The following is a 23,124-nucleotide window of genomic DNA, read 5'->3' as shown; positions in this document are numbered from 1 at the left end:
CAGGGTGAAGGCCTTCAGGAGCTAGTGGGTCAGGAGTTTGGACAGGAAGTCCTTGGCCCGGTTGCTCTGCGGGTTCGTGAAGAATTCCTCAGGCTTGGCGTCTTCGACGATCTGTCCGTCCGCCATGAACACAACGCGGTCGGCTGCCTTGCGCGCGAAGCCCATCTCGTGGGTGACCACGATCATCGTCATGCCTTCCTTGGCCAACTGGATCATGACATCGAGGACCTCGTTGATCATTTCCGGATCGAGCGCGGAGGTGGGCTCATCGAAGAGCATCACTTTGGGCTTCATCGCCAGGGCCCGGGCGATGGCCACACGCTGCTGCTGGCCGCCGGAGAGCTGCGCAGGAAGCTTCGGTGCCTGATGCCCGACGCCGACGCGCTCCAGGAGGGCCATGGCTTCGCGCTCGGCCGTACCCTTCGCGACGCCCTTGACTTTGATGGGACCCAGCGTGACGTTCTCGAGGATCGTCTTGTGGGCGAAGAGGTTGAAGGACTGGAAGACCATGCCGACGTCGGCACGGAGGTGGGCCAGTTCCTTGCCCTCTTCGGGGAGCTTCTTTCCGTCGATCGAGATCTCGCCGTCGTCGATCGTTTCCAAACGGTTGATGGCACGGCACAACGTGGACTTACCGGAGCCGGAGGGTCCGATGACCACTACAACTTCACCCTTCTTGACCTGAAGGTTGATGTCTTTGAGGACGTGCAATTGACCGTAATGCTTGTTGACGCTGTTCAGGGAGACGAGCGCATCGCCGGGCACTTGAGTAGTCATAGCTTGAATCTAGCGAACTACGCAGCAATTATGACCACGATCACGGCAACTTCTTTGAGATCGTGACTGAACAGAAACCTGTTTTTCAGCCGGATATGAGACTGCAATGCGAGCTTGTGCGCCAAGTGCGGATACTCGCATTCCTAGGCGTTAGCCTTGGGCAATGAGTATCAGCCAGCATCCAGTTCCCAACCCCGACGCCAACGGCCGAGGGGGGAGCAACGCGGCGCTTCCTTCCGCGGCAGCGCCGGCCAAGCATAAAGGCCCCCTGGAGCTGCGGCGTAAACAGGCAGATACCGGAATGTCGGACCAGCACCTGCTGGATACAAGCGGCGCCGGACAGTTCATCCATACCGACCCTTGGCGGGTACTGCGCATCCAAAGCGAGTTCGTAGAGGGCTTTGGGGCTTTGGCCGACATCGGGCCCGCTGTCAGTGTCTTTGGTTCCGCCCGCACCAAGCCGGGCACAGAGTTCTATGAGATGGCAGTGGACGTGGGACGCAAGCTGGCCGAAGCCGGCGTAGCCGTCATCACGGGCGGTGGCCCGGGCTCCATGGAAGCTGCCAACAAAGGAGCCGTGGAGGGCAACGGCGTTTCCGTCGGTTTGGGGATCGAGCTGCCGTTCGAACAGGGGCTGAATCCCTGGGTGGACCTCGGCATCAACTTCAGGTACTTTTTCGCCCGGAAGACGATGTTCGTCAAGTACGCCCAAGGCTTCGTAGTGCTTCCGGGCGGCCTGGGAACCCTCGATGAGCTGTTCGAGGCCATGGTGCTGGTCCAGACGCGCAAAGTGACATCATTCCCGATCGTCCTTCTGGGCGTCCGGTTCTGGGGCCCGATGATCGAGTGGATCCGTGACACGCTGGTGGCCGAGGGCATGGTGTCGGAAAAGGACCTTGACCTGATCCAGTTGGTGGATGACCCCGCAGACGCGGTACACCGTGTGCTTCACGGCGAACCCCTGCCCACGCCGACGGGGGAGCAACGCCCGGAGTAGGCAACTGCTTCTGGCACGATGGTGCTGTGAGCTCTTTTCTGGTATTTTTCGCGATCGTCCTCGTCGGGGCAGGTCTGTATTTCGGAGCCGGAATCGTCCGGGGCCGCTCGATGGGAGCCGGCTTGGACGAACCAACCCCCAACCTGCCGCCAGTCCTCCTGCCGGAGCAAGCGGGCGCAGCCGACGTGGACAACGTTCGTTTTGGGCTCGGCCTTCGCGGATACCGGATGGACCAGGTAGACCAGGTCCTGGACCAACTAAGGGACCAGTTGCTGGCAAAGGACCGCGAAATTGAGCGGCTGCGGGATCAGCTGAAGTCGCAGGCCGAGGGTGGCGAAAACCTGAGGGCCACGCAGTGAACAACCAGGTTCCCTCCCGGGCAGCCGGAACCCCGGCGGCCACGGAGGGAGCAACGAAGCACCTCGCAGGCGCAGTTGTCCGGGCAGGAGCCGCGATGGCGGCGTGGCCTTGGTGGCTCCAGGTTTCCCTGGTTTTCGTCGCCGCGCGGCTCGTCAGTGCCGCCATCTTCATGGCAGCAGCCATCCATCAGGGAACCAACCCGTGGTTTCCCCCGGCCCCTGACTACTGGAACTTCATCACCATTTGGGACGGACGCTGGTACCAACGGGCGGCGGAGGATGGCTATCCGGCCACCTTGCCCGTCGACCAAAACGGCGTCGTCAAAGAAAACGCCTGGGCCTTTTACGCGCTCTTCCCCTTCCTGGGCAGGGGCCTGAGCGCGATAACCGGGCTCGGGACGCTCCAGTCCTTGACGGCGATCGCCATGGTGGCCGGATTGGGTGCCGCCCTGGTGATCTTCAAGCTCTTCCGGGAAGTGACCGGTCGACGCACTGCGATGTGGGGCGTCGTCTTTGTTTCGACCTTCCCGGTCTCGCCCATTCTCCAAGTTCCGTACGCTGAGTCCCTCAATCTCCTGCTGCTGGCGTCATCGTTGCTCCTGGTGGTACGGCGTCACTACCTTGCCGCTGTTCCTGTGGTGCTGTTGATGTGTTTTTCCCGACCAACCGGCGTTCCGTTCGCTGCGATGGTGGGCCTCCTCCTGGTATGGCACCTCTGGCGGCGCTTCGGCCCCGCCCGTGAGGTGAGCGACGCCGTCGCCACACCGAAGCTGTTGTCCCTGGCAGCGCTGGTGGTGACTACTGGCGCCGGCGCATTGGCCTGGCCCGTTATCGCGTGGGCTGTCACCGGGGACCCGACCGCCTACACGCGCACGGAGACGGCATGGCGAGGGGACGACCTGGTTCCTTTTAAGCCTTGGTTCGATGCCGGGCGAATGTTGTTCGGGCCCGTCCTCGGCGTCTTGGCCCCCTTCGTCTTCGCCGGACTGTTCGTCCTTGTGATGATTTCAAAGCCGGTCCGTGCCCTGGGGACCGAACTGAGGTTGTGGTGCGCCGCTTACATGGGCTACTTGCTGGTTTTCCTCCACCCGCAGACCAGTACATTCAGGATGCTCCTGCCGCTCTTTCCGTTGGCGCTTGGCGCTGCCCTGCTCTCCAGATCGAAGGCATACAGGGGCGCCGTGGTGCTCATGTTCCTCCTCCTCCAAATCGTCTGGGTGGTGTGGCTGTGGGCATGGGCGCAATTGCCCGGCGGCGGCGACTATCCTCCGTAAGGCATTCCATTGATTCGCTACGGGCGGGTAAGTACGGGATAATGGAATACAAGCAAGGACAAAAGCACATATTGTGCCCGGCCAAGGCGGCCTCCCAAGCGTTGCCGCCGGCTGCAATTGCGACGCGGATCCAGCCCGGCCGGGTTGGGCGTGACTTGGGACAAATGGAGGGGATTTTCCTAATGGCGGCTATGAAACCACGTACTGGCGACGGCCCTATGGAAGTGACCAAAGAGGGCCGCAGCTTGATTATGCGCGTGCCGCTTGAAGGTGGCGGGCGGTTGGTGGTGGAGCTGAATGCCGCAGAGGCCCAAAACCTCAAGGAGTGCCTGGTAGGCGTCACCGAATAGAAACGTTTAGGAGCAGCGTCCGGCCGTCACCGGGCGCTGCTTTTGGGTTTAAGGCCCGGACCGGGATCCGAGGTCTTTTATTCATTGCCTAAAAGAAATTCCTATTTTTTGACCGCTACCAGCAGGCCGTCTCCGGTGGGCAGCATTGCCGAAACCAGGCGGTCGTCCTCGCGAATGCTTTTACCTACCTGCCGGAGAACCGTGGTGGTGGCATCGCGGGCTGCGGGATTGGAGACCCGGTCCTTATCCAAGGCATCATTGACTACAAGCGTTCCCTTGGATTTGAGCAACCGTATTCCTTGCTCGACGTATTTAGGGAAGTTTGCTTTGTCTGCGTCAATAAAAACCAGGTCATAGGCATTGTCCGTCAGGCGGGGCAATACGTCTGCCGCCCGCCCGGAGATGGTGCGGATCCGGTTCGCCGGGGAGCCTGACTCCAGATACGCCTGCCGGGCCGCCTTGAGGTGTTCGACATCCAGGTCGATGGTGGTTAGTACGGCTTGGCGTCCCAAGCCGCGCAACAGGCAGACACCGGAAACGCCGGCTCCTGCACCGACTTCCACCACGGTCTGGGCTTTGGAAGCGGCCGCCAGAACGGTCAGGACCGCGCCCACGCCTTGGCTGACGGGGGTCACACCGAGTTCGAAGGACCGCTCGCGGGCGCGCAACAAAACCTCGTCCTCAGCAGGCAGGTTCTCTGCGTAGGACCAGCTGGTTGACTTGTCGGCGCTCATGAAGGGTTCGCTTTCCGCGTGTAGGGGATTTACCCTCCAGACTACTGTGTTCGCGCACGCTACTCCGGCGTTCGGCCCCGTGCCTGCGTGTGTTCTCTACGGCACCGGCGGAACCGGTGGTATGCCGTCCGGGAAAAAGCTGCTGCAGTCAGGAAATTCCCAGAAATTCTTGGGATGATATTGGTCCGGTCATCCACGCGGCGGCCGGCACCGAAATAGGTGAACCACAGTTTGAGGGGAGTGGACGATGCCGGCATCGAATGCTGCGCCAGTCCAAATATCGGAGAGCCACGAGGCTGCGACTGACTGGGTCATGCCCAGCTGGGAGGAAGTGGTTGCCAACCACTCCGCCAAGGTTTATCGCCTCGCGTACCGCCTGACAGGCAACAAGTTCGACGCCGAGGACCTCACCCAAGAGGTCTTCGTCCGCGTCTTCCGTTCGCTGGAGAACTTCAAGCCCGGAACCCTCGATGGCTGGTTGCACCGCATCACCACCAACCTCTTCCTGGACCAGGCCCGGCGTAAGAGCCGTATCCGCTTCGATGCCTTGGCCGAGGACGCCGAGTCCCGCCTTCCCGGCCGTGAACCCGGCCCCGAGCAGAGCTACGAGCACAACAATCTTGACCTCGACGTCCAGCGCGCCCTGGAGGAACTGCCGCCCGACTTCCGGGCCGCCGTCGTTCTTTGCGATCTTGAGGGCCTTTCCTATGACGAGGTCGCAGAAGCTCTTGGCGTGAAACTGGGCACTGTCCGCTCCCGCATCCACCGGGGCCGCACCATGCTTCGCGAGAAGCTCGCGCACCGCGACCCCCGCTCGGCTGCTGCGCGCAAGCCACGTCTGAAAATGCCCCGGATCGCCGGCATTCTCTAGGAAGTCAATGCCTCGTCGGAAATTCCTACCGGGTCCGCCGCCCCGGTCCAAAGCGGGCGGCCTGCGCCACACGCGTCATCCGGAGCACGTTGAGCTGTGTCCTGAGTGCCGGTCCGCAATGCACCGTGAGCGGCAGTATCTGGAGCGCCTTCGCGGTGCGGCGGTCCCCGAAGCCAGCCCTGACCTGACCCGGCGGCTGCTCCAGCAGACCCAGTTGCTTGCGGACCAAACCGCCACCGCCGACCCGCTCGTAAGGCGCACTTCACGGCGCAGCATCAGGACCGCCGGAATAGCTGCCGGGACTCTTGCCGTGAGCGCCGGCGCCTTGGCCCTGGCCGCCTACACCGTGGCTGGAGACGCGGTTTACGATGCCGGAGCGGTCCGTAACGCCGGCGCGTCGTCGATGGCAGCGATGCTCGGAGGCCCCACGGAACGGGCCACGTCCAATCCGGTCCCGGAGTCGGGCCGCGTCCTCGGTCCGTCCGAGCTGGACTCGTTGCGCTCCCAAGGCTGGGCATGCCCCGAACTGTCGGGGATGGGGTTTCAGGTGGTTTCAGCCGAGGTGACCCGGCACAACGGCCATCCTGCCGTGGAGATCCGTCTTGAAAACGGGACCCATCACGCGACGGTCATGGAAGAGCACTTGCCGGTCCCGAACGCGTCGGCTGCTGCAGGCGCCACTTCCGCGCAATTGTCACTCAGCCAGGGCAACCCATGGAAAGCCGTGTACCGCACGTCGGCCGCCGTGCTGAGCTACTCGTCCGACTTGCCTGCGGAGAAAGCAGACGACGCCGTTCCTGAACTGGTCCGCGCCGCCGACTCGATGGCCCACCAAGCAGCCGGCGGAACCTCCGAAACCTGGTTCGAACGGCTGCTCCGGGGGTTGCGCACCCTCATTCATCCCGCTGGTTTATGAGCGGGTTCACAGACAGGGTAATCTTCGTAACGTGTTTGGAATCAACGGCCCGGAGTTCATAGTCCTCTTGATCATCGGCGTACTCATCATCGGACCGAGCCGTTTGCCCGAATACACGCAGAAGCTCGCCAACCTGGTCAAGGAAGTACGCCGGATGGCGTCCGGTGCCCGGGAACAGATCAAAGAAGAAGTCGGCATCGACATCGATGACGTCGACTGGAAGAAATACGATCCCCGCCAGTACGATCCCCGGCGCATCATCAAGGATGCCCTCTTTGAGGACGACACTAAACCGGTCAGCGCCGGAGCCCCCGCGGCCGGAGCTGCCGCAGCTGCTGCGACCGTTGCTTCGGCAGCACCTGCGAGGGCCCAGGCTCCTTCACGCGTGATCGAACGCCTCGCTCCCGGCGAACCTGCTCCGTTCGACACCGAGGCTACCTAGGAACAGGAAGCTCCCGCTGCTACCGGGGCTGGATCCCCAGGGGCATCCCCGCCAATCCCCGTGGCCGGGTGGCCAGCTTTGCGGCGATAGCCTTCATGGCCTGGCCCGCAGCGGTCTCCCGCATGGACAGGACCACGGGCTTGCCGGCATCCCCGCCCTCACGCAGTTCGATGTCCAAAGGTATCTGTCCCAGCAGGGGAACTTCCGCCCCCACAGCGCTGCTGAGCCGCTCGGCGAGGACCTCCCCGCCGCCGCTTCCGAACAATTCCATCCGGCCGCCGTCGGGCATTTCCAGGAAGGACATGTTCTCGATGACGCCGGCCACTTTCTGTCCGGTCTGGGTGGCGATGGTCCCGGCTCGTTCGGCCACGTCCGCGGCGGCAGCCTGGGGCGTGGTGACCACCAGGATCTCGGCGTTGGGCAAGAGTTGCGCCACGGAAATGGCAATGTCTCCGGTGCCCGGCGGCAGATCCAGGAAGAGCGCATCCAGGTCCCCAAAATAAACGTCCGTGAGGAACTGCTCCAAAGCGCGGTGCAGCATGGGACCCCGCCAGGCAACGGGCTGGTTGCCGGCGACGAACATCCCAATGGAGATGACTTTCACGCCGTAGGCCACCGGGGGAAGAATCATGTCGTCCACTTGGGTGGGTTTCTGCGTGATGCCCATGAGCGCCGGGACGGAGAACCCATGGACGTCCGCGTCCACGATGCCCACGCGCAGGCCTTGGGCCGCCAAGGCACTGGCAAGGTTCACAGTGACAGAGGACTTGCCAACGCCGCCCTTTCCGCTGGCCACGGCGTAGACCTTCGTCAGCGATTCGGGCTTGGTGAAGGGGATACCGCGCTGGCCGCCGGGACCCCGGAGCTGTTCCTTGAGGGCGTCGCGCTGTTCCGGCGTCATGACCTTCAGCTCCACGTCCACGGCCTTAACCCCGGGAACCTGTGACAACGCCGCCGTGGCATCTGACGTGATCGTCTCGCGGAGCGGGCATCCCGCAATGGTCAAGAGGACAACAAGCTGAACGGTGCCGTCATCACCGGCTGCTACCGACTCCACCATGCCCAGTTCCGTGATGGGGCGCCGCAGCTCAGGGTCGATGACGGTCGCCAGGGCAGCTTGCAGCGCCTCAGTGGCGGGGGTGCTCATGGGGTCAGGCTCGGCTTTCGGGATCGGATGTCGATGGTTTGGGGCTGGACTGCGACGGAGCATTCCGCCGGGGCCGGACCTTGGGCAGCTGCTGCGTGCGCGGACCACGGGACTTGTCCCGCTTTTCCTTCAGCTTTTCCTTCACCCGTTCGCTTGCCGATTCGCCCTCCTCCGATGCTGCCTCGCCGTCCCGGAGTTCCTCCTGGGCATCGATGATGTCCTCCAAGAGGCTGCGCAGCTCCGCGCGGACGTAATCGCGGGTAGCCACTTCGCGCAGGGCGATGCGCAGTGAGGCCAGTTCCCGGGTGAGGTACTCGGTGTCGGAGAGGTTCCGTTCGGCCCGCTGGCGGTCCTGCTGGAGGGACACGCGGTCCCGGTCGTCCTGCCGGTTCTGGGCAAGGAGCAGGAGCGGAGCGGCGTAGGAAGCTTGGAGGGACAGCATGAGCGTCAGGAGCGTGAAGCCCAGTTCCACCCGGTCGAACTGCCATTCAGTGGGCGCGAAGGTGTTCCACGCCAGCCAGAAGACACAGAAGATGGTCATGTACAGAAGGAACTGCGGCGTGCCCATGAAGCGGGCAAAGCCCTCCGTCGCGATCCCGAACGCGTCCGGGTTGGGGGAGAACTTGGGGAGGATGCGTTTCCTGCCGCTGAGCGGAGTGTCGAGGCTGCTTGCCATCCGGTCAGAGGACTTGGTTGAACGTGTGGCGGTGTTATCAGCCAATGCGGCCTCCAAGTTTCCTTATAGGGGCGTCGTCCTCGTGGGCGCGCCAATCATCCGGCAACAGGTGATCCAGCACGTCATCAACAGTCACCGCCCCCACAAGGCGGCCATCGTCGTCGACGACGGGAAGGGAGTTCAGGTTATAAGTGGCCAGCGTCCGGGCTACTTCACTGATGTGGGCCTGGTCCGAAAGGGGTTCCAGGTTCTTGTCCACGAGGTTCCCGAGTGGTTCCGGAGGCGGGAAGCGCAGCAGCTGCTGGATGTGGACCACACCAAGGAACCGGCCGGTGGGAGTCTCCAGCGGCGGACGCGTGATGAAGATGGACGAGGCCAGCGCCGGCGACAGTTCTTCGCGCCTGACGTGCGCGAGGGCCTCGGCGACCGTGGCTTCGGGCGGCAGGATGACGGGAACGGGGGTCATCAGACCGCCGGCAGTGTCTTCGTCATATTCCAGCAGGCGGCGGACGTCTTCTGCTTCCTGGGGTTCCATCAGCTGCAGGAGTTCCTCTGCCTGGGCCGTGGGGAGTTCCGCCAAAAGGTCGGCGGCGTCGTCCGGATCCATTTCCTCAAGGACGTCGGCAGCGCGTTCCAGGTCCAGCGCGGAAAGGATCTCCACCTGGTCGTCTTCCGGGAGCTCCTGGAGAACATCGGCCAGCCGTTCGTCCTGCAGCTCGCTGGCCACCTCGAAGCGGCGTTTGTCGCTCATCTCCTGGAGCGCTTCTGCGAAGTCGGCCGGTTTGAGGTCTTCGTGCGTTGCCACGAACTGCGTTGCCGCCTGCGGTTCGGTGCGGGCACCGGTGACGGCGTCGGCCCAGTCGATGATCAGTGTTTCATTTCGCCGCAGCCGGCTCAGGGGAGACAACGAGTGGCCGCGGCGTACAAACAGCTTGCTCACGAACCAGTCCTTGGACCGGTGCTGGTCCATGGCGATGTCCTCGATGGTGGCGTCCCCGCTGCCGTCGGCCAAGGTGACCCTTCGATCGAACATTTCGGCCACCACCAGGGTTTCCGCCCCGCGTTGCTCGAAGCGCCGCAGGTTCACCAGGCCGGTGCAAATGATCTGCGTCTGGTCTATGGACGTGATCCGGGTCATCGGAACGAACACGCGCTTTTTGCCGGGAACTTCAACAACAATGCCCACAACATGCGGAGCTCCGCGGGTGCCCCGGGAGAGCACAACGACGTCCCGCAAGCGGCCAAGACGATCGCCCATGGGGTCGAAGACGTCCAAGCCGAGCAGGCGCGCAACAAAGACGCGTGAGGGATGTGTGCTCATATTTACAGGCTACCGAGTCTGCTCTCTTTTAGCTGAATTCCAGCTCCTGCACATCTCCATGCGACACAATGGGGCTATGTCTAACATTTTTGGTGGTCCAAAAGCCGTCGAAGAAGCCCGGAGCGTCCCGCAAGGTGACACCGTAGGCTCCTACACTTCCTATTTGGATGCCCAGAAGGCGGTGGACTACCTCGCAGACCAGCAGTTCCCCGTGCAGCTGGTGTCCATCGTCGGCAACGACCTCAAAATGGTGGAGCGCGTCACGGGCAGGCTCAGCTACCCGCGGGTTGCCCTGTCAGGTGCCCTGAGCGGCATGTGGTTCGGCCTCTTCGTTGGCGTCATGTTGTCCTTCTTCACGCCGGGCGGCGGTCCGTTCTCCATCATCACCTCGGTGCTCATGGGCGCGGCCTTCTTCATGCTGTTCGGCATTGTCACCTATGCCACCCAGCGGGGTAAGCGTGACTTCACGTCCACCAGCCAGGTGGTGGCCACCAACTATGACGTCATCGTGGCTTTCGAAGCTGCCAATGAGGCCCGGCGCCTCCTCCAGCAGTTGCCCATGAATCCGGCGCAGGCCGCGGGACAGGGACAGGGCTACGCTTCGCGCCAGGAGCCGTCCCAGCCGTTCCAGCAGCCGGGCCGGGCCCCGGATCGCCCCTCCACTTGGAACGACCCCTACGGCCAGCGCGCCCCGCAGCCCGGGGAACCTGAACCGCGTCCTGCGCAGCCCGCCCCGGCGCCTGCACCGTCATCAGCACGGTACCCGGACCTGCCGGACGGACGTCCCCAGTACGGCATCAGGGTTCCCGAAGGGCAACCGCAGCAGGGCCAACAGCCCCAGCAGAGCCAGCAGTCCCGGCACAGCCACCAGGGCAGCGATGACAATGGCCGGCCGCAGCCAGGCCAGAACCAAGCCGGCCAAGAGTCACCTGAAGCCTCCGAGCACGACGCCGGCAGGCAGTAAGCAGGCAGGTAGTAGCAGGCGGGCAATATTAAAGCGAAGGGGCCACCGGGATTATCCCGGTGGCCCCTTCGGCTTTCTTCCACGCTGGGAACTAGCCCTCCTGGTAGATTCCCGCCATCCAGGCCTCGACGTCGTCGGCCTTGCGGGGGAGGGCGGCGCTCAGGTTCACCGGGCCATCCGCCGTCATGAGGATGTCGTCCTCGATCCGTACACCGATGCCGCGGTATTCAGCAGGGATGGCGAGGTCCTCGGCCTTGAAGTACAGGCCGGGTTCGATCGTGAAGACCATGCCCTCGGCGAGCTCACCATCCAGGTAAAGTTCCCGCTTGGCCTGGGCGCAGTCGTGGACGTCCAAGCCCAGGTGGTGGCTGGTGCCGTGCGGCATCCAGCGGCGGTGCTGCTGGCCTTCGGGACTGATCGCTTCCTCCACGGAGACCGGCAGCAGGCCCCACTCGGCCAGGCGCTCGGCGAGCACCGTGGTGGCTGCCGTGTGGATCTCGCGGAACTTCACTCCCGGACGGGCAGCGGCGAAACCGGCGTCGGCGGCGTCGAGCACTGCTTCGTAGACCTTCCGCTGGATGTCGGTGAACTTGCCGTTCGCCGGCAGGGTCCGGGTGACATCGGCGGTGTAGAGGGAGTCAGCTTCCACGCCGGCGTCGAGCAGGAGCAGATCGCCGGCGTCGACCGTTCCCGTGTTGCGGTTCCAGTGCAGCACTGTGGCGTTGTTCCCTGAAGCTGCGATGGTGTCGTAGCCCAGTTCGTTGCCTTCTTCGCGCGCCTTGGCAAAGAACGCGCCTTCCACGACGCGTTCGCCGCGTTTGTGGGTCAGGGCGCGGGGAAGTGCACGGACGACGTCGGCGAAACCTTCCACGGTGGCCGCGACGGCGATCCGCATCTGCTCCACCTCCCATTCGTCCTTGATGAGGCGGAGTTCTGAAAGGGCTTCGCTGAGCTTCTCGTCCAAGGCATCGAGTTCGCCCAGGTCAAGGTTCTCGGGGTCCTTGGCAGTGTTGTAGCGGGCCGTGTCCACCAGGGCGTCGATGTTCTCGTCCACCTTGCGCACCAGGCGGATGGAAATGCCGCCGATCTCCGGTGCGCCGACGTTCTTGGTGATGGCCACTTCAAGTTCGGAAATGTGGGCTGTGGGCAGCCCCAGGCGGGCCTCGAACTCCGCGAGCGTCGGCCGGGGGCCGATCCAGAACTCACCGGCACGGGAATCAGCGTAGAACTGTTCGGTGTCCCTGCCCGCCAGCGGACGGAAGTAGAGCGTCGCGGTGTGGTGGCCGCCGTCGTCGCCCTTGCCTTCTGCCACCGGCTCAAGGATGAGGACGGCATCCGGCTCGTGGTCCAGGCCGAGGCCGGTGAGGTGGGCGAAGCCCGAATGCGGGCGGAAGCGGTAGTCGCAGTCGTTGGAGCGGACCTTCAACGGACCGGCCGGGATAACAAGCCGTTCGCCTTTGAACTTCTCGGAAATGGCACGACGGCGGCGGGCGGCGTGGTCTGCGACGGCGTCACGCGCAGGGGTCACCTGCGGGGCCGGCGCCCAATTGCTGGCCATGAACGCCTTGAAGGCATCGGACGTGGGCCGCTGCGAGCGGTTGTTGACGCGCTCTTGCAGTGGCTGGGACTCAGCGGAGTCCATGTGCTGGGAGTTTTTGGCATCATTCACCGTTACATCGTCCCACCAGTTCCAAGAGGAGGCCAACGGCTGCGCCATGGCGCGGCCAACGGCTGCTCCGTGGGGAGGCCCACGGTGCGCCATGAGGAGGCCCACGGCGCAACACGCTGAACAAGCCGCCATCCCATAGGCTGGGAAAGTGAGGATTGACCTGCATGCGCACTCGAATGTTTCCGACGGAACCGAAACCCCGGCCGAGGTGATCCGGTCAGCTGCCAAGGCCGGATTGGACGCCGTGGCGCTGACGGATCACGACTCCACCGACGGTTGGGACCAGGCGGCGGAAGCGGCAGTCCAGCATGGCCTCGCCTTCGTCCCCGGCATGGAAATCTCGTGCCGCACGGACAAGGGCATCAGCGTCCACTTGCTCAGCTATCTCCACGACCCCACCCACCCCGGCCTGCTGGAGGAAATCAACAAGTCCAGGGACGCCAGGCTCACCCGTGCCGAGCGCATGGTCACCCTGCTCTCCGAGGATTACCCGTTGACGTGGGACGACGTCATCCACCATGTAGCCCCGGGCGCTACGGTGGGTCGGCCGCATATAGCCGACGCCTTGGTGGCCGCCGGGGTGGTTGCCGACCGGTCTGAGGCCTTCAACAGCATCCTCACCTCGCATTCGCGTTACTTCATCCAGCACTACGCACCTGACCCGGCACTCGCCGTCGGGCTTGTCAGGGCCGCCGGCGGCGTGCCCGTGTTCGCCCATCCCGTTGCGTCTTCGCGTGGCCGCATCGTGGGGGACAAGACGTACCGGGAGATGATCGACGCCGGGCTGTTGGGCCTGGAAATCGATCACCGCGACAATCCGGAAGAAGGACGGAAGTTCCTCCGCAACCTCGCAGCCGAACACGGCCTGCTGATCACCGGGTCCTCCGACTACCACGGCACCGGCAAACCCAACCTGCTGGGCGAGAACCTCACTGATCCGGCCGTCCTGGAAAGGATCGAGGAGCTGGGCACGGGAAGCACTGTGGTCCGCTGATGGACCTGCAGTTGCTGGCGTCCGTGATCGTCACCTTGTTCGTCATCATGGACCCGCCCGGAACCGTGCCGATCTTCATGTCCCTGACGGCACAGATGAGCGCCAAGGACAGGAACCGTTCAGCCCTGCAGGCGCTGCTGGTGGCCACCGGCGTCATCGTCGTGTTCGCGATCTTCGGCCAGTCCATCCTCAACTACATGCACATTTCCCTGGCTGCTTTGCAGGGAGCAGGAGGACTCCTGCTGGTGCTGATCGCCCTGCAGCTGCTGACCGGCAGCACCAGCGGGGAAGAGAACGCCGCCAAGTACAAGAACGTGGCGTTTGTGCCGTTGGGGACGCCGCTGATGGCCGGCCCCGGCGCCATCGTGGCAGTCATGGTGTTCGTGCAGCAGTCCACTGAGCTGTCCGAATACCTGGCTGTGGGCGCGGGGATTGCAGCTGTGCTCGTTTCGCTCTACCTCGCCATGCGCTTCGCCGGCGTCGTCCAACGCGTGCTGGGCGAAAACGGCGTGGAACTCGTGACGAGGATTGCCGGTCTGCTGCTGTCAGCTATTGCCGTGCAGATGATCGCCGACGCTGTGCAGGCCTTCGTTAAGGGCGCTGCCTGACCCGTCAAGGGAGCCGCCCGATCCGTCAGGGGAAGCAGGAGCGGTGTGGAAGACCGCCTTGGTTCCCAGCCGTTTGCGCATGACTTCGATCGCCTGTTCGTTCTGATCCACGCACACGAACTTCCGGCCGAGTTTGCCGGCAACAGCGCCGAGCGTTCCGGAACCGGCGAAAAAGTCCAGGCACCAGTCACCCTTGCGGCTTGAAGCTGTCACTACCCTGCGGATGAGCCCCTCGGGTTTCTGCGTGGGGTAGCCGGTTTTCTCGCGGCCCGTGGGGGAGACGATGGTGTGCCACCAGACGTCGGTCGGCAACTTGCCGCGCTCGCGTTTTGCGGGCGTTACCAGCCCCGGCGCCATGTACGGCTCCCGGTCCACTTCCTCGTTGTCGAAGTGGTACTTGGCCGGGTTCTTCACGTACACAAGGATGTTGTCGTGTTTGGTGGGCCAGCGGTTCTTGGCCCTCGCACCGTAGTCGTAGGCCCAGATGATCTCGTTGAGGAAGCACTCGCGGCCAAAAATGGAGTCGAGCATGACCTTGGCGTAGTGCACCTCGCGGTAGTCCAGGTGCAGGTACAGTGTGCCGTCATCGGCCAGGAGCCGCCACGCTTCCACCAGCTTTGGTTCCAGGAAGGACCAGTAGTCGCTGAAGGCGTCGTCGTAGCTGTGCAGGGCGCCCTTGATGGTGTCATAGGAACGGCCTTTGAAGCCCACCCGGTCACCGTCACCGTCCGCGTTGCGGACCATGCGCGTTTCCTGGCGCCGCTGGACCCGCCCGGTGTTGAACGGGGGATCCACGTAGATGAGTGTGAAGGCGCCGTCCGGCAGCGTGGGGAGGAACGATGCGTTGTCCGCATGTACCACCAGGTTGCTGCCGTCCGGCGCCCAAACAGTTTCAGCCATCGCCGTCCGGTTAGGCCTCGGTGGTGGCAGGCGTGGTGCCTGCGGCCTCGCCGGAAACTACCTCGCCGTTGCGACGACGGGTGCGGGTGCGGCGGGTACGCGCCGGCTTCTCCGATGCACCCTCGGCGGACTCGCGGGGAGCAGCGGTGCCAGTGGTCGTGGTGCCCTCTGCCTCGGAGGTACGACGGCGGCGCGTGCGGTTGCGTCCACCCTCGCCCTTGGAGCCGGCGGAGTCTGCGGACTTCCCGTCACGGGTGCGGCCACCATCGCGACCGGATCCGCCCTGGCGGCCTCCGCTGCGCGAGCGGGAGTTCTTCTTGCCTGTCTCGCCCAGGTCCTCCAGGACCTCGGCGTCCACGCCTGCCAACATCCGCTTGTTGCGGGGCAGCCGTCCCTTGGTGCCCTCGGGGATGTCGAGGTCGGTGTAGAGGTGCGGGGAGGAGGAATAGGTTTCAACCGGTTCGGGGACGTTGAGCCCCAGTGCCTTGTTGATCAGCGCCCAGCGGGGTACGTCGTCCCAGTCCACGAACGTCACGGCCGTACCCTTGTTTCCGGCACGGCCGGTGCGGCCTACGCGGTGCAGGTAGATTTTTTCGTCTTCGACGCACTGGTAGTTGATGACGTGGGTAACGTCTTCGACGTCGATGCCGCGGGCGGCAACGTCGGTTGCGACGAGCACGTCCACCTTGTTGTTGCGGAAGGCACGCAGCGCCTGTTCGCGGGCTCCCTGGCCCAGGTCACCGTGGATGGCCGCTGCCGCGAAGCCGCGGTCCACGAGTTCCTCGGACACCTTCGCGGCGGTGCGCTTGGTCTTGGTGAAGATGATGGTGCGGCCACGGTCCTTGGCCTGCAGGATCCGGGCAACGACTTCAGTCTTGTCCATGCTGTGCGCACGGTAGATGAGCTGGCGGATATCGCGCTTGGTCAGGCCCTCGTCATTGGGGTCTGCAGCGCGGATGTGCGTGGGCTGGGTCATGTACCGGCGGGCCATGGCGATGACCGGGCCGGGCATGGTAGCCGAGAAGAGCAGCGTCTGGCGGACCGGGGGAGTGCCGGCGATGAGGGTCTCGACGTCCGGCAGGAAGCCGAGGTCGAGCATCTCGTCGGCCTCATCGAGGACTACCATCTTGACGTTCTTGAGGCTCAGGTGGCGCTGCTTGTACAGGTCGATCAGGCGTCCGGGCGTACCCACCACGATCTCCACGCCCTTCTGGAGGGCATCGATCTGCGGTTCGTAGGCACGTCCGCCGTAGATGGTGGCGATGCGGGCGTTGCGCTTGCGCGAGGCCGTCTGGAGGTCGTTGGCCACTTGGACCGCAAGCTCGCGGGTCGGGACGATGATCAGGGCCTGGGGTGCACCCTGGACGGCAAGTTTGGCGTATCCGGGGTCATCGCGGCCTTCGATCCGCTGGAGTACCGGAATGCCGAAGCCCAGGGTCTTGCCCGTTCCGGTCTTCGCCTGGCCGATGATGTCATGGCCGCCCAGGGCCACGGGAAGCGTCATGGCCTGGATCGGGAACGGGTGCGTAATTCCGGCGTCGGCGAGGGACTCGACGATGTCCGCGCGGACGTCGAAGTCGGCGAAGGACTTCTCTTCGATCTCGTGGGGGGTCTCGTCCGAGGTGATCGTTTCCTCGGGTTCGATGGTCTCGGTTCCGGTGGAGTCCGTCAGGACTTCATGGGTGTGCAATTCACTCACAGGGAGTTTCCTTATTCATTTGGGCAGGCGCTGCATGCTCAACGGCGGCAAAGCTGTACCGGAGCACGAACTGGCGCAAGCATTTCCAGTGGAAGCCGATCGCGGGCTATCTAAGTACTGGCACTGGGGACCAGCGGGCACATCTCAAGATCGCGTAGGGGCGGGCTTGTTGAGTTCAAAAATTAACTGAATCAACGACCGGGCATCCATTACTACTGTCCCAGTCTATCCTGTGCCGCACAAAAACCCCGTTGCGGCCGAAATCCCTGAGGCCCTAGCGGCCCGACACCGCGGATTCCCTGGCCCACTAGGTGTCATTCGGCCAGTTCGAACCTGATCACCCGGCCGGTGATGTCGGCCTTCACCAGGCGCACGCGCACCTGGGTTCCGGACACCAGCTCACCATCGCATCGGGCAGTGACGGCAGGTTCGGCGATCTGCACGGTGCCGTAGGGGCCATTGCCGTTGCCGTTCCCGTTGGACGGCTTGGACCCGGAAATCACCACGGCGTCGAATACCTGACCTACGTGGTTTGCCGCGAGCGCGGCTTCCACGGTGTCCAGGGCCATTCGCTCCAAGCGGCCTGCCAATGAGTCGGAAGCAGCCATGATCCCGGGCAGGTCAGGCAGCGCTTCCCGTGCCCAGGCGGGGATCTCCCGGCCGTTGCTGAGGGCTTCGCAGATCACCAGGACAAAACGGTCAATGAGCCTGCGGAGTGGAGCAGTGGTGTGCGCGTACGGGGCCCCGATGGCGGACTGGACGACGTTCTCCGGTACCTCACCGTCGAACGGGGTGTAGCCCGCGCCCCGGAACAGCATGCCGGCGGAGTGGAGGATGGCCAATTGCTTCGGATCCGAACCATCGAGGGTCCGGAGGTACTCGCCGTAGCTGATGTCGCCGTCCCACGGTTTTCCGAGGGCCTGGGTTTGGCGCTTGAAGTGCAGTAAGGAGCGCTCATCAGGGGCCGGCATGGTCCGCAGGATGCCCACCTTGCCGTCGAGCATCAATTGGGCCGCAGCCATTCCGGTCATCAGGGACATCTGGGCGTTCCAGTCCTCGATCGGCAGCGAGGGAGCAGCCACGATCCGGTAGTCGCCGTCGGTGACCTGGACGATCTCCTGTTCGGGCATGTTCAGGCTCGCCCCGCCGCGTTTGCGCTCGAGTTTGACCCGCTTCAGGCCCACTTCCTTCAGGAGCATGAGGACCTCGGGGGCGGTTCCCGCATCGATCTGCTTCTGTGCACCCTTGTAGCTGAGCTTTGCACGGCTGCGAACGGTGGCCCGCTCCACGGACATGGAGACCACTTCCGCGTTGTGGTCGAGGTCGAAGTCCCACACGAAGGCGCTGCATTCCTGCTCTGCCAGGAGGCTCCCGGCATGCTCGCTGATGACGTCCGGATGCAGCGGGACCCTTCCGTCCGGTGCGTAGAACGTTTGTCCGCGCCGCCGCGTTTCGGCGTCCAAGGCTCCGCCGGGGGCCACGAAGGACGGCACGTCGGCAATTGCGTACAGGACCTTGTAACCGGCATCGTTCCGCTGAATGAACAGCGCTTGGTCCAGATCGGTGGAAGTCGCGGGGTCTATGGTCACGAACGGCACGTCCAGCAGGCTACGGGGCGGCAACTGCAGGTTTTGAACCGCCTGGCGCGCTTCATGCTCGGCGTCGGCAGGGTAGTCGCCGGGTAGTTCCAGCTCGCTCCTCAAGGCAGCCAGGGAGGCAGCGAGCCGGTCGGAAGAATCGTCGACGTTGGGCGCTATCCGATGATGTGACACGAAAGTCAGACTAGCCCGAAAACGGCGGATAGTCTTGGACCATGGGCACGTCCACTCTTGGCGGAATTCCCGCGGACGTTCTCCCGGCAGAGCTGCTGGGAGCCATGGCCTATGGCGAATTGTCAGCGTTCGGGCGGTTGTCCGCGGACTCCCGCTTCGCCCCTACCCTCCGGGACCGGGCTACCTTTGCCAAGATCGCGGTCGGTGCATTCGGCAACTATGCGTTGATCAGCGGCCGGCTTACCGAGATGGGGCGGGACCCCGAGGACGCCATGCTTCGCTTCCAGCCGTCATTCGATCACTTCCACGAACGCACCCCGCCAGGGGACTGGTACGAGTCTGTTCTGAAGGCGTACATCATCGACACGGTGTCCTCGGACTTCTACAGGACGGTGTCCGCCTTCCTGGATGCCGGGACACAGCAATTCGTCCGGAAAGTCGCTTCTGCGGACCAAGCCACCGAGGCGTTGCGCATCCTCCTCATGCGGGCCCTGAGGGACGATCCCAGGTTGGCTTCGCGCCTTGCCCTATGGGGCCGAAGGCTGGTCGGCGAGGCCCTCACCCAGGTGCAACGGGTGGCGTTGGAGCACCCGGACCTGCGTGCCGTACTTCATGACGGACAGGCCAAGGCGGAGGTACGCCGGTTGACGGCGGAACTCGCCGATCACCACGGGCGCCGGATGACGGGCCTCGGACTGACTGCCTAGGCGTCCAGGGCTTCGAGCAGCGCTTTGGCCGCCGCCGTCGGGTCTTCTGCGTCGGTGATGGCGCGGACTACGACGACGCGGCTGGCTCCTGCCGCAACCACCTGCTCCACATTAGAAAGATCGATCCCGCCAATGGCAAACCAGGGAAGGGCGGATCCTGCGCGTTCCACAGCTTCGGCGGCATATGTGACCAAGCCCAGGCCCACTGGCGTCCGGCCCGGTTTGGTGGGTGTGGCCCAGAGGGGACCGACGCAGAAGTAGTCCAGTCCTGCACTGCCCGACGAAGCCGCAATGGCCGCGTCCACCTGATCAGGCCCATGCGTGGAGAGACCTATGGCGGTGGTGTCCCCGAGCAGCTGCCGGGCCACGGGCAGCGGGAGGTCCTTTTGGCCCACGTGGAACACGGGAGCCCCGGAAACACGGGCGATATCAGCCCGGTCGTTGACCGCCCAGAGCTTGGAATGCCGGGCGGCAACTTTGTTCAGGACCTCGAGCAACTCCAGTTCCTCGGCGGCCTCAAGGGTCTTGTCACGGAGCTGGATGATGTCCACGCCGCCTTCGAACGCGGCGTCCACAAAGTCTTCGAAATCGCCTTGCCGCCGGCGGGCATCGGTGCAGAGGTAGAGGCGGGCGTCGGTGAGGAGATCAGGCTGGGTCATGGAAACCAGAGTAGTTCCTCTAAACTGGGCACGTACTGCGGGAGCCGTGACAGCGTCATATGACCGTCCGGCTGAGAGGGCTTCAGAGCCGACCGCTTGACCTGATCCGGCTAATACCGGCGTAGGGAAGGAAACCAATGGCAGAAGCCATCCAAGCAGACGTTGCCGTCATCGGCGCAGGCGTAGTCGGCCTGGGCATCGCATACCGGATCCGGGCCACAGGCCGTTCCGTGGCCCTCATCGATCCGCGCCCCGCCAGTGGAGCAACCTTTGCAGCGGCCGGGATGCTGGCCCCCGTGAGCGAACTCCACTACCAGGAAGAAGATCTCCTGGAACTGATGCTCGAATCGTCCAGATTGTGGCCAACGTTCGTGTCCGGATTGTCCGGTACCGGCGTCACCACCGGCTACAGCACGACGTCGACGCTCGCGGTGGGTGCCGATGCCGCCGATCGACGGGCGCTCGCCGATCTGCGCTCCGTGCAACAGGCGGCGGGGCTCACAGTGGAGCCGTTGATGCTGCGGGACGCGCGGCAGCGCGAGCCGCTGCTCAGCCCCGGAATCTCATGCGCTTTCGATATCCCGGCCGACCACCAAGTGGACCCCCGCCGGCTGGCGGAGTGCATACTCGCCGGATTGGCCGCGCACACCCCGTCGGATGCCACATGGGTCCCGGGCGCAAGCAGCGGGTTCCAGCTGGCAGCGGCGGCCCGGCGGCTGCTGTGGGAGGGTGACCGCGTTGTAGGCGCTGAACTCTCCACCGGCCAAGTGGTAGCGGCAAGGGAAACCGTGCTGGCCAATGGCTTGGCGGCTGCGGCGACCGGCGGACTTCCTGAGGACCTGCACCTGCCGCTCAGGCCGGTTTACGGAGACATCCTCAGGCTCCGGGTACCGAAGGACCTGCGGCCGTTGCTGACCTCCACAGTCCGCGGAATGGTGCGGGGAGTGCCGGTGTACATCGTGCCCCGCGAGGACGGGACCGTGGTGATCGGGGCAACCCAACGCGAGGACGGGCTTTCGACGGGATCGAATGCGGTGTCTGCCGGCGGCGTGTACCAGCTGCTTCGGGACGCCCAGGTCCTGGTCCCCGCAGTCGGTGAGCTGGAACTCATCGAAGTGACAGCCCGGGCACGGCCGGGAACACCGGACAACGCCCCGCTCCTGGGGCGGGTGGGTGCGCCGGACGGCGCCGTCCGGGGCCTGATCATAGCCACGGGTTTCTTCCGCCACGGCGTACTCCTGACCCCCATAGCCGCACAGATCGTGGCCGGCTTGCTCGACGGTTCCGCGGATGACCGGTGGGTCCGGTTCCGTCCGGATCGTTTTTCTCCGCAAGGCGCCCTCGCCGGGCGCGGCATTCCAACACCATCCATCGCTTCCACCAAGGAAACAGCATGAACATCACACTCAATGGCGCCCGGCACACCGTGGCCGATGGCGCATCCGTCAGCACCCTGGTCACGTCCGTTACGGGCCGCATCCTCGACCCGAGCGGACAGGCGGCCGACGGCGGCAAGCTGGGTGTCGCCGTCGCGCGCAATGCGGAGGTGGTCCCGCGTAGCCAGTGGGCAGCAACGAACCTCGCCGACGGCGATGAACTCGAACTCGTTACCGCAGTCCAGGGAGGCTGACCATGACTATCCTCAACACCGAAACCACTACTGACACGCTGGAAATCGACGGTGTCGCCTTCAGTTCGCGGCTCATTATGGGCACCGGTGGTGCCCCGAGCCTGGACGGTTTGGGGGCGGCCCTGGTTGCTTCCGGTACGGAGCTCACCACGGTGGCCATGCGCCGCTACTCGCCGGCCGAGACGGGCTCGCTGTTCCAACTGCTGGTGGACAACAACATCCGGGTGCTGCCCAACACGGCAGGTTGTTTCACTGCCAAGGACGCTGTCCTCACCGCTGAGCTGGCCCGCGAGGCACTGGAGACCGATTGGGTGAAGCTGGAAGTCATCGCGGACGAACACACGCTGTTGCCGGACGCGGTTGAACTCGTCGACGCCACTGAACAACTGGTCAATCGGGGTTTCAAAGTCTTCGCGTACACCAATGACGACCCCGTGTTGGCACTGCGACTGGAAAACCTCGGGGCAACTGCGGTCATGCCCCTCGGAGCACCGATCGGAACCGGCCTGGGCATCCTTAACCCGCACAACATTGAAGTTATTGTGTCCCGTGCCTCCGTGCCTGTTGTCCTGGATGCGGGCATCGGAACTGCTTCCGATGCGGCACTGGCCATGGAACTCGGTTGCGACGCTGTCCTCCTGGCCACAGCGGTGACGCGTGCCCAGAACCCCGTCCAGATGGGTGCCGCATTCATGCACGCCGTCAAGGCAGGCAGGCTGGCCAGGCTGGCAGGCCGCATTCCACGGAGGGAACACGCACTGGCATCATCGGCGATGGAGGGCCGGGCAGAGTTCCTCTGAGTCCCTACTAGGCCTGCGACGGCAGGTACTGCTGACGACTGTGGCCACCACCCCATGCGGGCGGTGGCCACAGTTGTTAGTCGCCCGGTTGAGCCGGGAAGGTGCTACAGGCGGAGTGCTTTGGTGAGCGCTTCAGTGTCCCGCAGGGTCCGGGTCCTGCCAAGGAACACCGCGACGCCTGCCGCAGCTGCCGTGCCAAGGACGATCGGCAAGACCCATGGAATCCAGGTCAGCCCCGGCTGGTAGCCGAAGCCGGCCGCAATGAAGGCGATCCAGCTGAGGGCGCCGACTCCGAGGGATACTCCCGCGGGGACGGCAATGCCGTACTTGCCATGCCGTTTGTCGTTTGCCCACACAAGGAAGCCGGTGGCGACGGTTACGAACACCATCACGACGAGGGAAAGCATGGGGTCTCCTTAGCGTTGCGGGCGTTCTGGATCAGAGTGCGCCGAAGCCCACGCGACGAACTTCCTCAGCGCCGATCTCGACGTAGGCCAGGGCACCGCCTGGAACAATGACCTGACGGCCCTTATCATCGGTGAGGCGCAATTCCGAGCCCTTGGACAGGGCGTCTGAAACAAGCTTGCCTACGGCCTCGGCATCGAGCGAGGATTCGAGCACAATTTCGCGGCCAACGTTCTGAATGCCGATCTTTACTTCCACAACAAGGCCTCCAAGCCAATCAACGTTTTAGTCAGTCCCTTATTTGTAGCCTAGGACTCTTTGGGGAATCGACTGATTCCGCGCCAAGCTAAACGATAGATCAGATCACTGGCCACATCGAGGTCAAGGTTTCCATCCGTTTCCAGCCAGTACCGGGCGCTGACCTGCGCCATTCCCGCCAGACCGCGGCCCAGC

26 protein-coding genes, 1 pseudogene and 1 riboswitch are annotated in these 23,124 nt (G+C 64.1%); of the genes and pseudogenes, 14 read left to right on the top strand and 13 right to left on the bottom strand.

Features of this window, described 5'->3' with window-relative positions; all coding sequences use genetic code 11:
- Window positions 1–21: 21 nt before the first annotated feature.
- A complete protein-coding gene (locus OCL88_RS08990) occupies window positions 22–777 on the bottom strand; it encodes an amino acid ABC transporter ATP-binding protein (RefSeq protein WP_031216321.1) in 756 nt (251 codons plus the stop codon).
- 163 nt (window positions 778–940) lie between these two features.
- On the opposite strand from OCL88_RS08990, the gene OCL88_RS08985 reads away from it, so the two are divergent.
- The 4 genes from OCL88_RS08985 to OCL88_RS08970 all read left to right on the top strand — a co-directional run bounded on the left by OCL88_RS08985 (window position 941) and on the right by OCL88_RS08970 (window position 3,757).
- Window positions 941–1,774, top strand: a complete 834-nt coding sequence (locus tag OCL88_RS08985; protein ID WP_021471778.1) for a TIGR00730 family Rossman fold protein — start codon at window positions 941–943, stop codon at window positions 1,772–1,774.
- Between the two features lie 26 nt (window positions 1,775–1,800).
- Complete coding sequence (locus OCL88_RS08980; RefSeq protein ID WP_227471557.1) at window positions 1,801–2,133, top strand: DivIVA domain-containing protein; 333 nt, start codon at window positions 1,801–1,803, stop codon at window positions 2,131–2,133.
- A gap of 95 nt (window positions 2,134–2,228) precedes the next feature.
- Window positions 2,229–3,407, top strand: a complete 1,179-nt coding sequence (locus tag OCL88_RS08975; RefSeq protein ID WP_264962269.1) for a hypothetical protein — start codon at window positions 2,229–2,231, stop codon at window positions 3,405–3,407.
- A 182-nt stretch (window positions 3,408–3,589) separates the two neighbouring features.
- A complete protein-coding gene (locus OCL88_RS08970; RefSeq protein ID WP_069695244.1) occupies window positions 3,590–3,757 on the top strand; it encodes a DUF3117 domain-containing protein in 168 nt (55 codons plus the stop codon).
- A 101-nt stretch (window positions 3,758–3,858) separates the two neighbouring features.
- Here OCL88_RS08970 and OCL88_RS08965 read toward each other — a convergent pair whose 3' ends face one another.
- Window positions 3,859–4,491, bottom strand: a complete 633-nt coding sequence (locus OCL88_RS08965; RefSeq protein ID WP_062097349.1) for an O-methyltransferase — start codon at window positions 4,489–4,491, stop codon at window positions 3,859–3,861.
- Window positions 4,492–4,738: 247 nt separating this feature from the next.
- Here OCL88_RS08965 and sigE point away from each other — a divergent pair, with 247 nt between their 5' ends.
- Genes sigE through OCL88_RS08950 form a run of 3 tightly spaced genes read left to right on the top strand, consistent with a single transcriptional unit; the run spans window position 4,739 to window position 6,720 of the window.
- The gene (gene sigE / locus OCL88_RS08960; RefSeq protein ID WP_031216324.1) at window positions 4,739–5,362 is read left to right on the top strand and encodes an RNA polymerase sigma factor SigE; all 624 of its coding nucleotides are present in this window, start codon (window positions 4,739–4,741) and stop codon (window positions 5,360–5,362) included.
- A 7-nt stretch (window positions 5,363–5,369) separates the two neighbouring features.
- Window positions 5,370–6,278, top strand: a complete 909-nt coding sequence (locus OCL88_RS08955) for a hypothetical protein (RefSeq protein ID WP_243541121.1) — start codon at window positions 5,370–5,372, stop codon at window positions 6,276–6,278.
- 31 nt (window positions 6,279–6,309) lie between these two features.
- Window positions 6,310–6,720: a hypothetical protein gene (locus tag OCL88_RS08950; protein WP_062097345.1), complete on the top strand. Its 411-nt coding sequence runs from the start codon at window positions 6,310–6,312 to the stop codon at window positions 6,718–6,720.
- A gap of 19 nt (window positions 6,721–6,739) precedes the next feature.
- Here the strand turns inward: OCL88_RS08950 and OCL88_RS08945 are convergent, their stop codons facing one another.
- From OCL88_RS08945 to OCL88_RS08935, 3 genes are read right to left on the bottom strand one after another with little or no spacing between them, the layout of a single operon-like run.
- Window positions 6,740–7,867: an Mrp/NBP35 family ATP-binding protein gene (locus OCL88_RS08945; protein ID WP_243541120.1), complete on the bottom strand. Its 1,128-nt coding sequence runs from the start codon at window positions 7,865–7,867 to the stop codon at window positions 6,740–6,742.
- Window positions 7,868–7,871: 4 nt separating this feature from the next.
- Window positions 7,872–8,543, bottom strand: a complete 672-nt coding sequence (locus OCL88_RS08940; RefSeq protein WP_170828552.1) for a DUF1003 domain-containing protein — start codon at window positions 8,541–8,543, stop codon at window positions 7,872–7,874.
- A gap of 37 nt (window positions 8,544–8,580) precedes the next feature.
- Complete coding sequence (locus OCL88_RS08935; protein WP_021471789.1) at window positions 8,581–9,864, bottom strand: magnesium transporter MgtE N-terminal domain-containing protein; 1,284 nt, start codon at window positions 9,862–9,864, stop codon at window positions 8,581–8,583.
- A 76-nt stretch (window positions 9,865–9,940) separates the two neighbouring features.
- Here OCL88_RS08935 and OCL88_RS08930 point away from each other — a divergent pair, with 76 nt between their 5' ends.
- Window positions 9,941–10,828 carry a general stress protein gene (locus tag OCL88_RS08930; protein ID WP_264962261.1) on the top strand — a complete coding sequence of 296 codons (888 nt, stop codon included), beginning with the start codon at window positions 9,941–9,943 and terminating at the stop codon, window positions 10,826–10,828.
- Between the two features lie 91 nt (window positions 10,829–10,919).
- On the opposite strand, the gene OCL88_RS08925 is transcribed toward OCL88_RS08930, so the two are convergent.
- A complete protein-coding gene (locus tag OCL88_RS08925) occupies window positions 10,920–12,470 on the bottom strand; it encodes an aminopeptidase P family protein (protein ID WP_394357985.1) in 1,551 nt (516 codons plus the stop codon).
- Between the two features lie 175 nt (window positions 12,471–12,645).
- Here OCL88_RS08925 and OCL88_RS08920 point away from each other — a divergent pair, with 175 nt between their 5' ends.
- Both OCL88_RS08920 and OCL88_RS08915 read left to right on the top strand, forming a co-directional pair.
- The gene (locus OCL88_RS08920; protein ID WP_217376319.1) at window positions 12,646–13,491 is read left to right on the top strand and encodes a PHP domain-containing protein; all 846 of its coding nucleotides are present in this window, start codon (window positions 12,646–12,648) and stop codon (window positions 13,489–13,491) included.
- Window positions 13,491–14,099, top strand: coding sequence for a MarC family protein (locus tag OCL88_RS08915; RefSeq protein WP_021471793.1), 609 nt, complete (start codon window positions 13,491–13,493; stop codon window positions 14,097–14,099). Before OCL88_RS08920 ends, OCL88_RS08915 begins: the two co-directional genes overlap by 1 nt.
- Here the strand turns inward: OCL88_RS08915 and OCL88_RS08910 are convergent.
- From OCL88_RS08910 to OCL88_RS08900, 3 genes are all read right to left on the bottom strand, one after another.
- Complete coding sequence (locus tag OCL88_RS08910; RefSeq protein ID WP_243541119.1) at window positions 14,037–14,999, bottom strand: DNA-methyltransferase; 963 nt, start codon at window positions 14,997–14,999, stop codon at window positions 14,037–14,039. The two genes, OCL88_RS08915 and OCL88_RS08910, sit on opposite strands and share 63 nt — an antisense overlap.
- Before the next feature lie 10 nt (window positions 15,000–15,009).
- Window positions 15,010–16,698 carry a DEAD/DEAH box helicase gene (locus tag OCL88_RS08905; protein ID WP_217376318.1) on the bottom strand — a complete coding sequence of 563 codons (1,689 nt, stop codon included), beginning with the start codon at window positions 16,696–16,698 and terminating at the stop codon, window positions 15,010–15,012.
- A 314-nt stretch (window positions 16,699–17,012) separates the two neighbouring features.
- A complete protein-coding gene (locus OCL88_RS08900) occupies window positions 17,013–18,470 on the bottom strand; it encodes an RNB domain-containing ribonuclease (protein ID WP_264962260.1) in 1,458 nt (485 codons plus the stop codon).
- A gap of 41 nt (window positions 18,471–18,511) precedes the next feature.
- On the opposite strand from OCL88_RS08900, the gene OCL88_RS08895 reads away from it, so the two are divergent.
- Window positions 18,512–19,177 carry a ferritin-like domain-containing protein gene (locus OCL88_RS08895; RefSeq protein ID WP_264962259.1) on the top strand — a complete coding sequence of 222 codons (666 nt, stop codon included), beginning with the start codon at window positions 18,512–18,514 and terminating at the stop codon, window positions 19,175–19,177.
- Here OCL88_RS08895 and thiE read toward each other — a convergent pair.
- Window positions 19,174–19,836 carry a thiamine phosphate synthase gene (gene thiE / locus OCL88_RS08890; protein WP_217376316.1) on the bottom strand — a complete coding sequence of 221 codons (663 nt, stop codon included), beginning with the start codon at window positions 19,834–19,836 and terminating at the stop codon, window positions 19,174–19,176. The two genes, OCL88_RS08895 and thiE, sit on opposite strands and share 4 nt — an antisense overlap.
- A 27-nt stretch (window positions 19,837–19,863) precedes the next feature.
- Window positions 19,864–19,981, top strand: a riboswitch (TPP riboswitch).
- Here thiE and thiO point away from each other — a divergent pair.
- The 3 genes from thiO to OCL88_RS08875 all read left to right on the top strand — a co-directional run bounded on the left by thiO (window position 19,974) and on the right by OCL88_RS08875 (window position 22,266).
- Complete coding sequence (thiO, locus tag OCL88_RS08885) at window positions 19,974–21,233, top strand: glycine oxidase ThiO (protein WP_217376315.1); 1,260 nt, start codon at window positions 19,974–19,976, stop codon at window positions 21,231–21,233. (Overlaps the previous riboswitch by 8 nt.)
- On the top strand, window positions 21,230–21,466 hold the full coding sequence (gene thiS / locus OCL88_RS08880) for a sulfur carrier protein ThiS (RefSeq protein ID WP_166183425.1): 237 nt from the start codon (window positions 21,230–21,232) through the stop codon (window positions 21,464–21,466). Before thiO ends, thiS begins: the two co-directional genes overlap by 4 nt.
- Window positions 21,467–21,468: 2 nt before the next feature.
- On the top strand, window positions 21,469–22,266 hold the full coding sequence (locus tag OCL88_RS08875; protein WP_264962258.1) for a thiazole synthase: 798 nt from the start codon (window positions 21,469–21,471) through the stop codon (window positions 22,264–22,266).
- Between the two features lie 104 nt (window positions 22,267–22,370).
- On the opposite strand, the gene OCL88_RS08870 is transcribed toward OCL88_RS08875, so the two are convergent.
- The 3 genes and pseudogenes from OCL88_RS08870 to OCL88_RS08860 all read right to left on the bottom strand — a co-directional run.
- Window positions 22,371–22,673, bottom strand: coding sequence for a hypothetical protein (locus OCL88_RS08870; RefSeq protein ID WP_069695187.1), 303 nt, complete (start codon window positions 22,671–22,673; stop codon window positions 22,371–22,373).
- A 31-nt stretch (window positions 22,674–22,704) separates the two neighbouring features.
- The gene (locus OCL88_RS08865) at window positions 22,705–22,929 is read right to left on the bottom strand and encodes a DUF3107 domain-containing protein (protein WP_264962257.1); all 225 of its coding nucleotides are present in this window, start codon (window positions 22,927–22,929) and stop codon (window positions 22,705–22,707) included.
- A gap of 50 nt (window positions 22,930–22,979) precedes the next feature.
- Window positions 22,980–23,124: pseudogene (locus OCL88_RS08860) on the bottom strand (TetR/AcrR family transcriptional regulator); the annotation flags it as partial.

Source organism: Paenarthrobacter sp. PAE-2 (genome assembly GCF_026013155.1).
Taxonomy (GTDB): Bacteria; Actinomycetota; Actinomycetes; order Actinomycetales; family Micrococcaceae; genus Arthrobacter; species Arthrobacter ureafaciens.
The sequence above is the reverse complement of the archived record's forward strand: the minus strand, read 5'-3'. Positions and strand labels throughout refer to the sequence as shown.

Coding starts and splice junctions, on each gene's coding strand:
- OCL88_RS08945 (WP_243541120.1), bottom strand. CDS start 7,867: ATGAGCACCCCCGCCACTGAGGCGCTGCAAGCTGCCCTGGCGACCGTC.
- OCL88_RS08965 (WP_062097349.1), bottom strand. CDS start 4,491: ATGAGCGCCGACAAGTCAACCAGCTGGTCCTACGCAGAGAACCTGCCT.
- OCL88_RS08910 (WP_243541119.1), bottom strand. CDS start 14,999: ATGGCTGAAACTGTTTGGGCGCCGGACGGCAGCAACCTGGTGGTACAT.
- OCL88_RS08875 (WP_264962258.1), top strand. CDS start 21,469: ATGACTATCCTCAACACCGAAACCACTACTGACACGCTGGAAATCGAC.
- thiE (WP_217376316.1), bottom strand. CDS start 19,836: ATGACCCAGCCTGATCTCCTCACCGACGCCCGCCTCTACCTCTGCACC.
- OCL88_RS08870 (WP_069695187.1), bottom strand. CDS start 22,673: ATGCTTTCCCTCGTCGTGATGGTGTTCGTAACCGTCGCCACCGGCTTC.
- OCL88_RS08915 (WP_021471793.1), top strand. CDS start 13,491: ATGGACCTGCAGTTGCTGGCGTCCGTGATCGTCACCTTGTTCGTCATC.
- OCL88_RS08985 (WP_021471778.1), top strand. CDS start 941: ATGAGTATCAGCCAGCATCCAGTTCCCAACCCCGACGCCAACGGCCGA.
- sigE (WP_031216324.1), top strand. CDS start 4,739: ATGCCGGCATCGAATGCTGCGCCAGTCCAAATATCGGAGAGCCACGAG.
- OCL88_RS08940 (WP_170828552.1), bottom strand. CDS start 8,543: ATGGCAAGCAGCCTCGACACTCCGCTCAGCGGCAGGAAACGCATCCTC.
- OCL88_RS08930 (WP_264962261.1), top strand. CDS start 9,941: ATGTCTAACATTTTTGGTGGTCCAAAAGCCGTCGAAGAAGCCCGGAGC.
- OCL88_RS08925 (WP_394357985.1), bottom strand. CDS start 12,470: ATGGACTCCGCTGAGTCCCAGCCACTGCAAGAGCGCGTCAACAACCGC.
- thiO (WP_217376315.1), top strand. CDS start 19,974: ATGGCAGAAGCCATCCAAGCAGACGTTGCCGTCATCGGCGCAGGCGTA.
- thiS (WP_166183425.1), top strand. CDS start 21,230: ATGAACATCACACTCAATGGCGCCCGGCACACCGTGGCCGATGGCGCA.
- OCL88_RS08990 (WP_031216321.1), bottom strand. CDS start 777: ATGACTACTCAAGTGCCCGGCGATGCGCTCGTCTCCCTGAACAGCGTC.
- OCL88_RS08935 (WP_021471789.1), bottom strand. CDS start 9,864: ATGAGCACACATCCCTCACGCGTCTTTGTTGCGCGCCTGCTCGGCTTG.
- OCL88_RS08975 (WP_264962269.1), top strand. CDS start 2,229: ATGGCGGCGTGGCCTTGGTGGCTCCAGGTTTCCCTGGTTTTCGTCGCC.
- OCL88_RS08970 (WP_069695244.1), top strand. CDS start 3,590: ATGGCGGCTATGAAACCACGTACTGGCGACGGCCCTATGGAAGTGACC.
- OCL88_RS08955 (WP_243541121.1), top strand. CDS start 5,370: ATGCCTCGTCGGAAATTCCTACCGGGTCCGCCGCCCCGGTCCAAAGCG.
- OCL88_RS08895 (WP_264962259.1), top strand. CDS start 18,512: ATGGGCACGTCCACTCTTGGCGGAATTCCCGCGGACGTTCTCCCGGCA.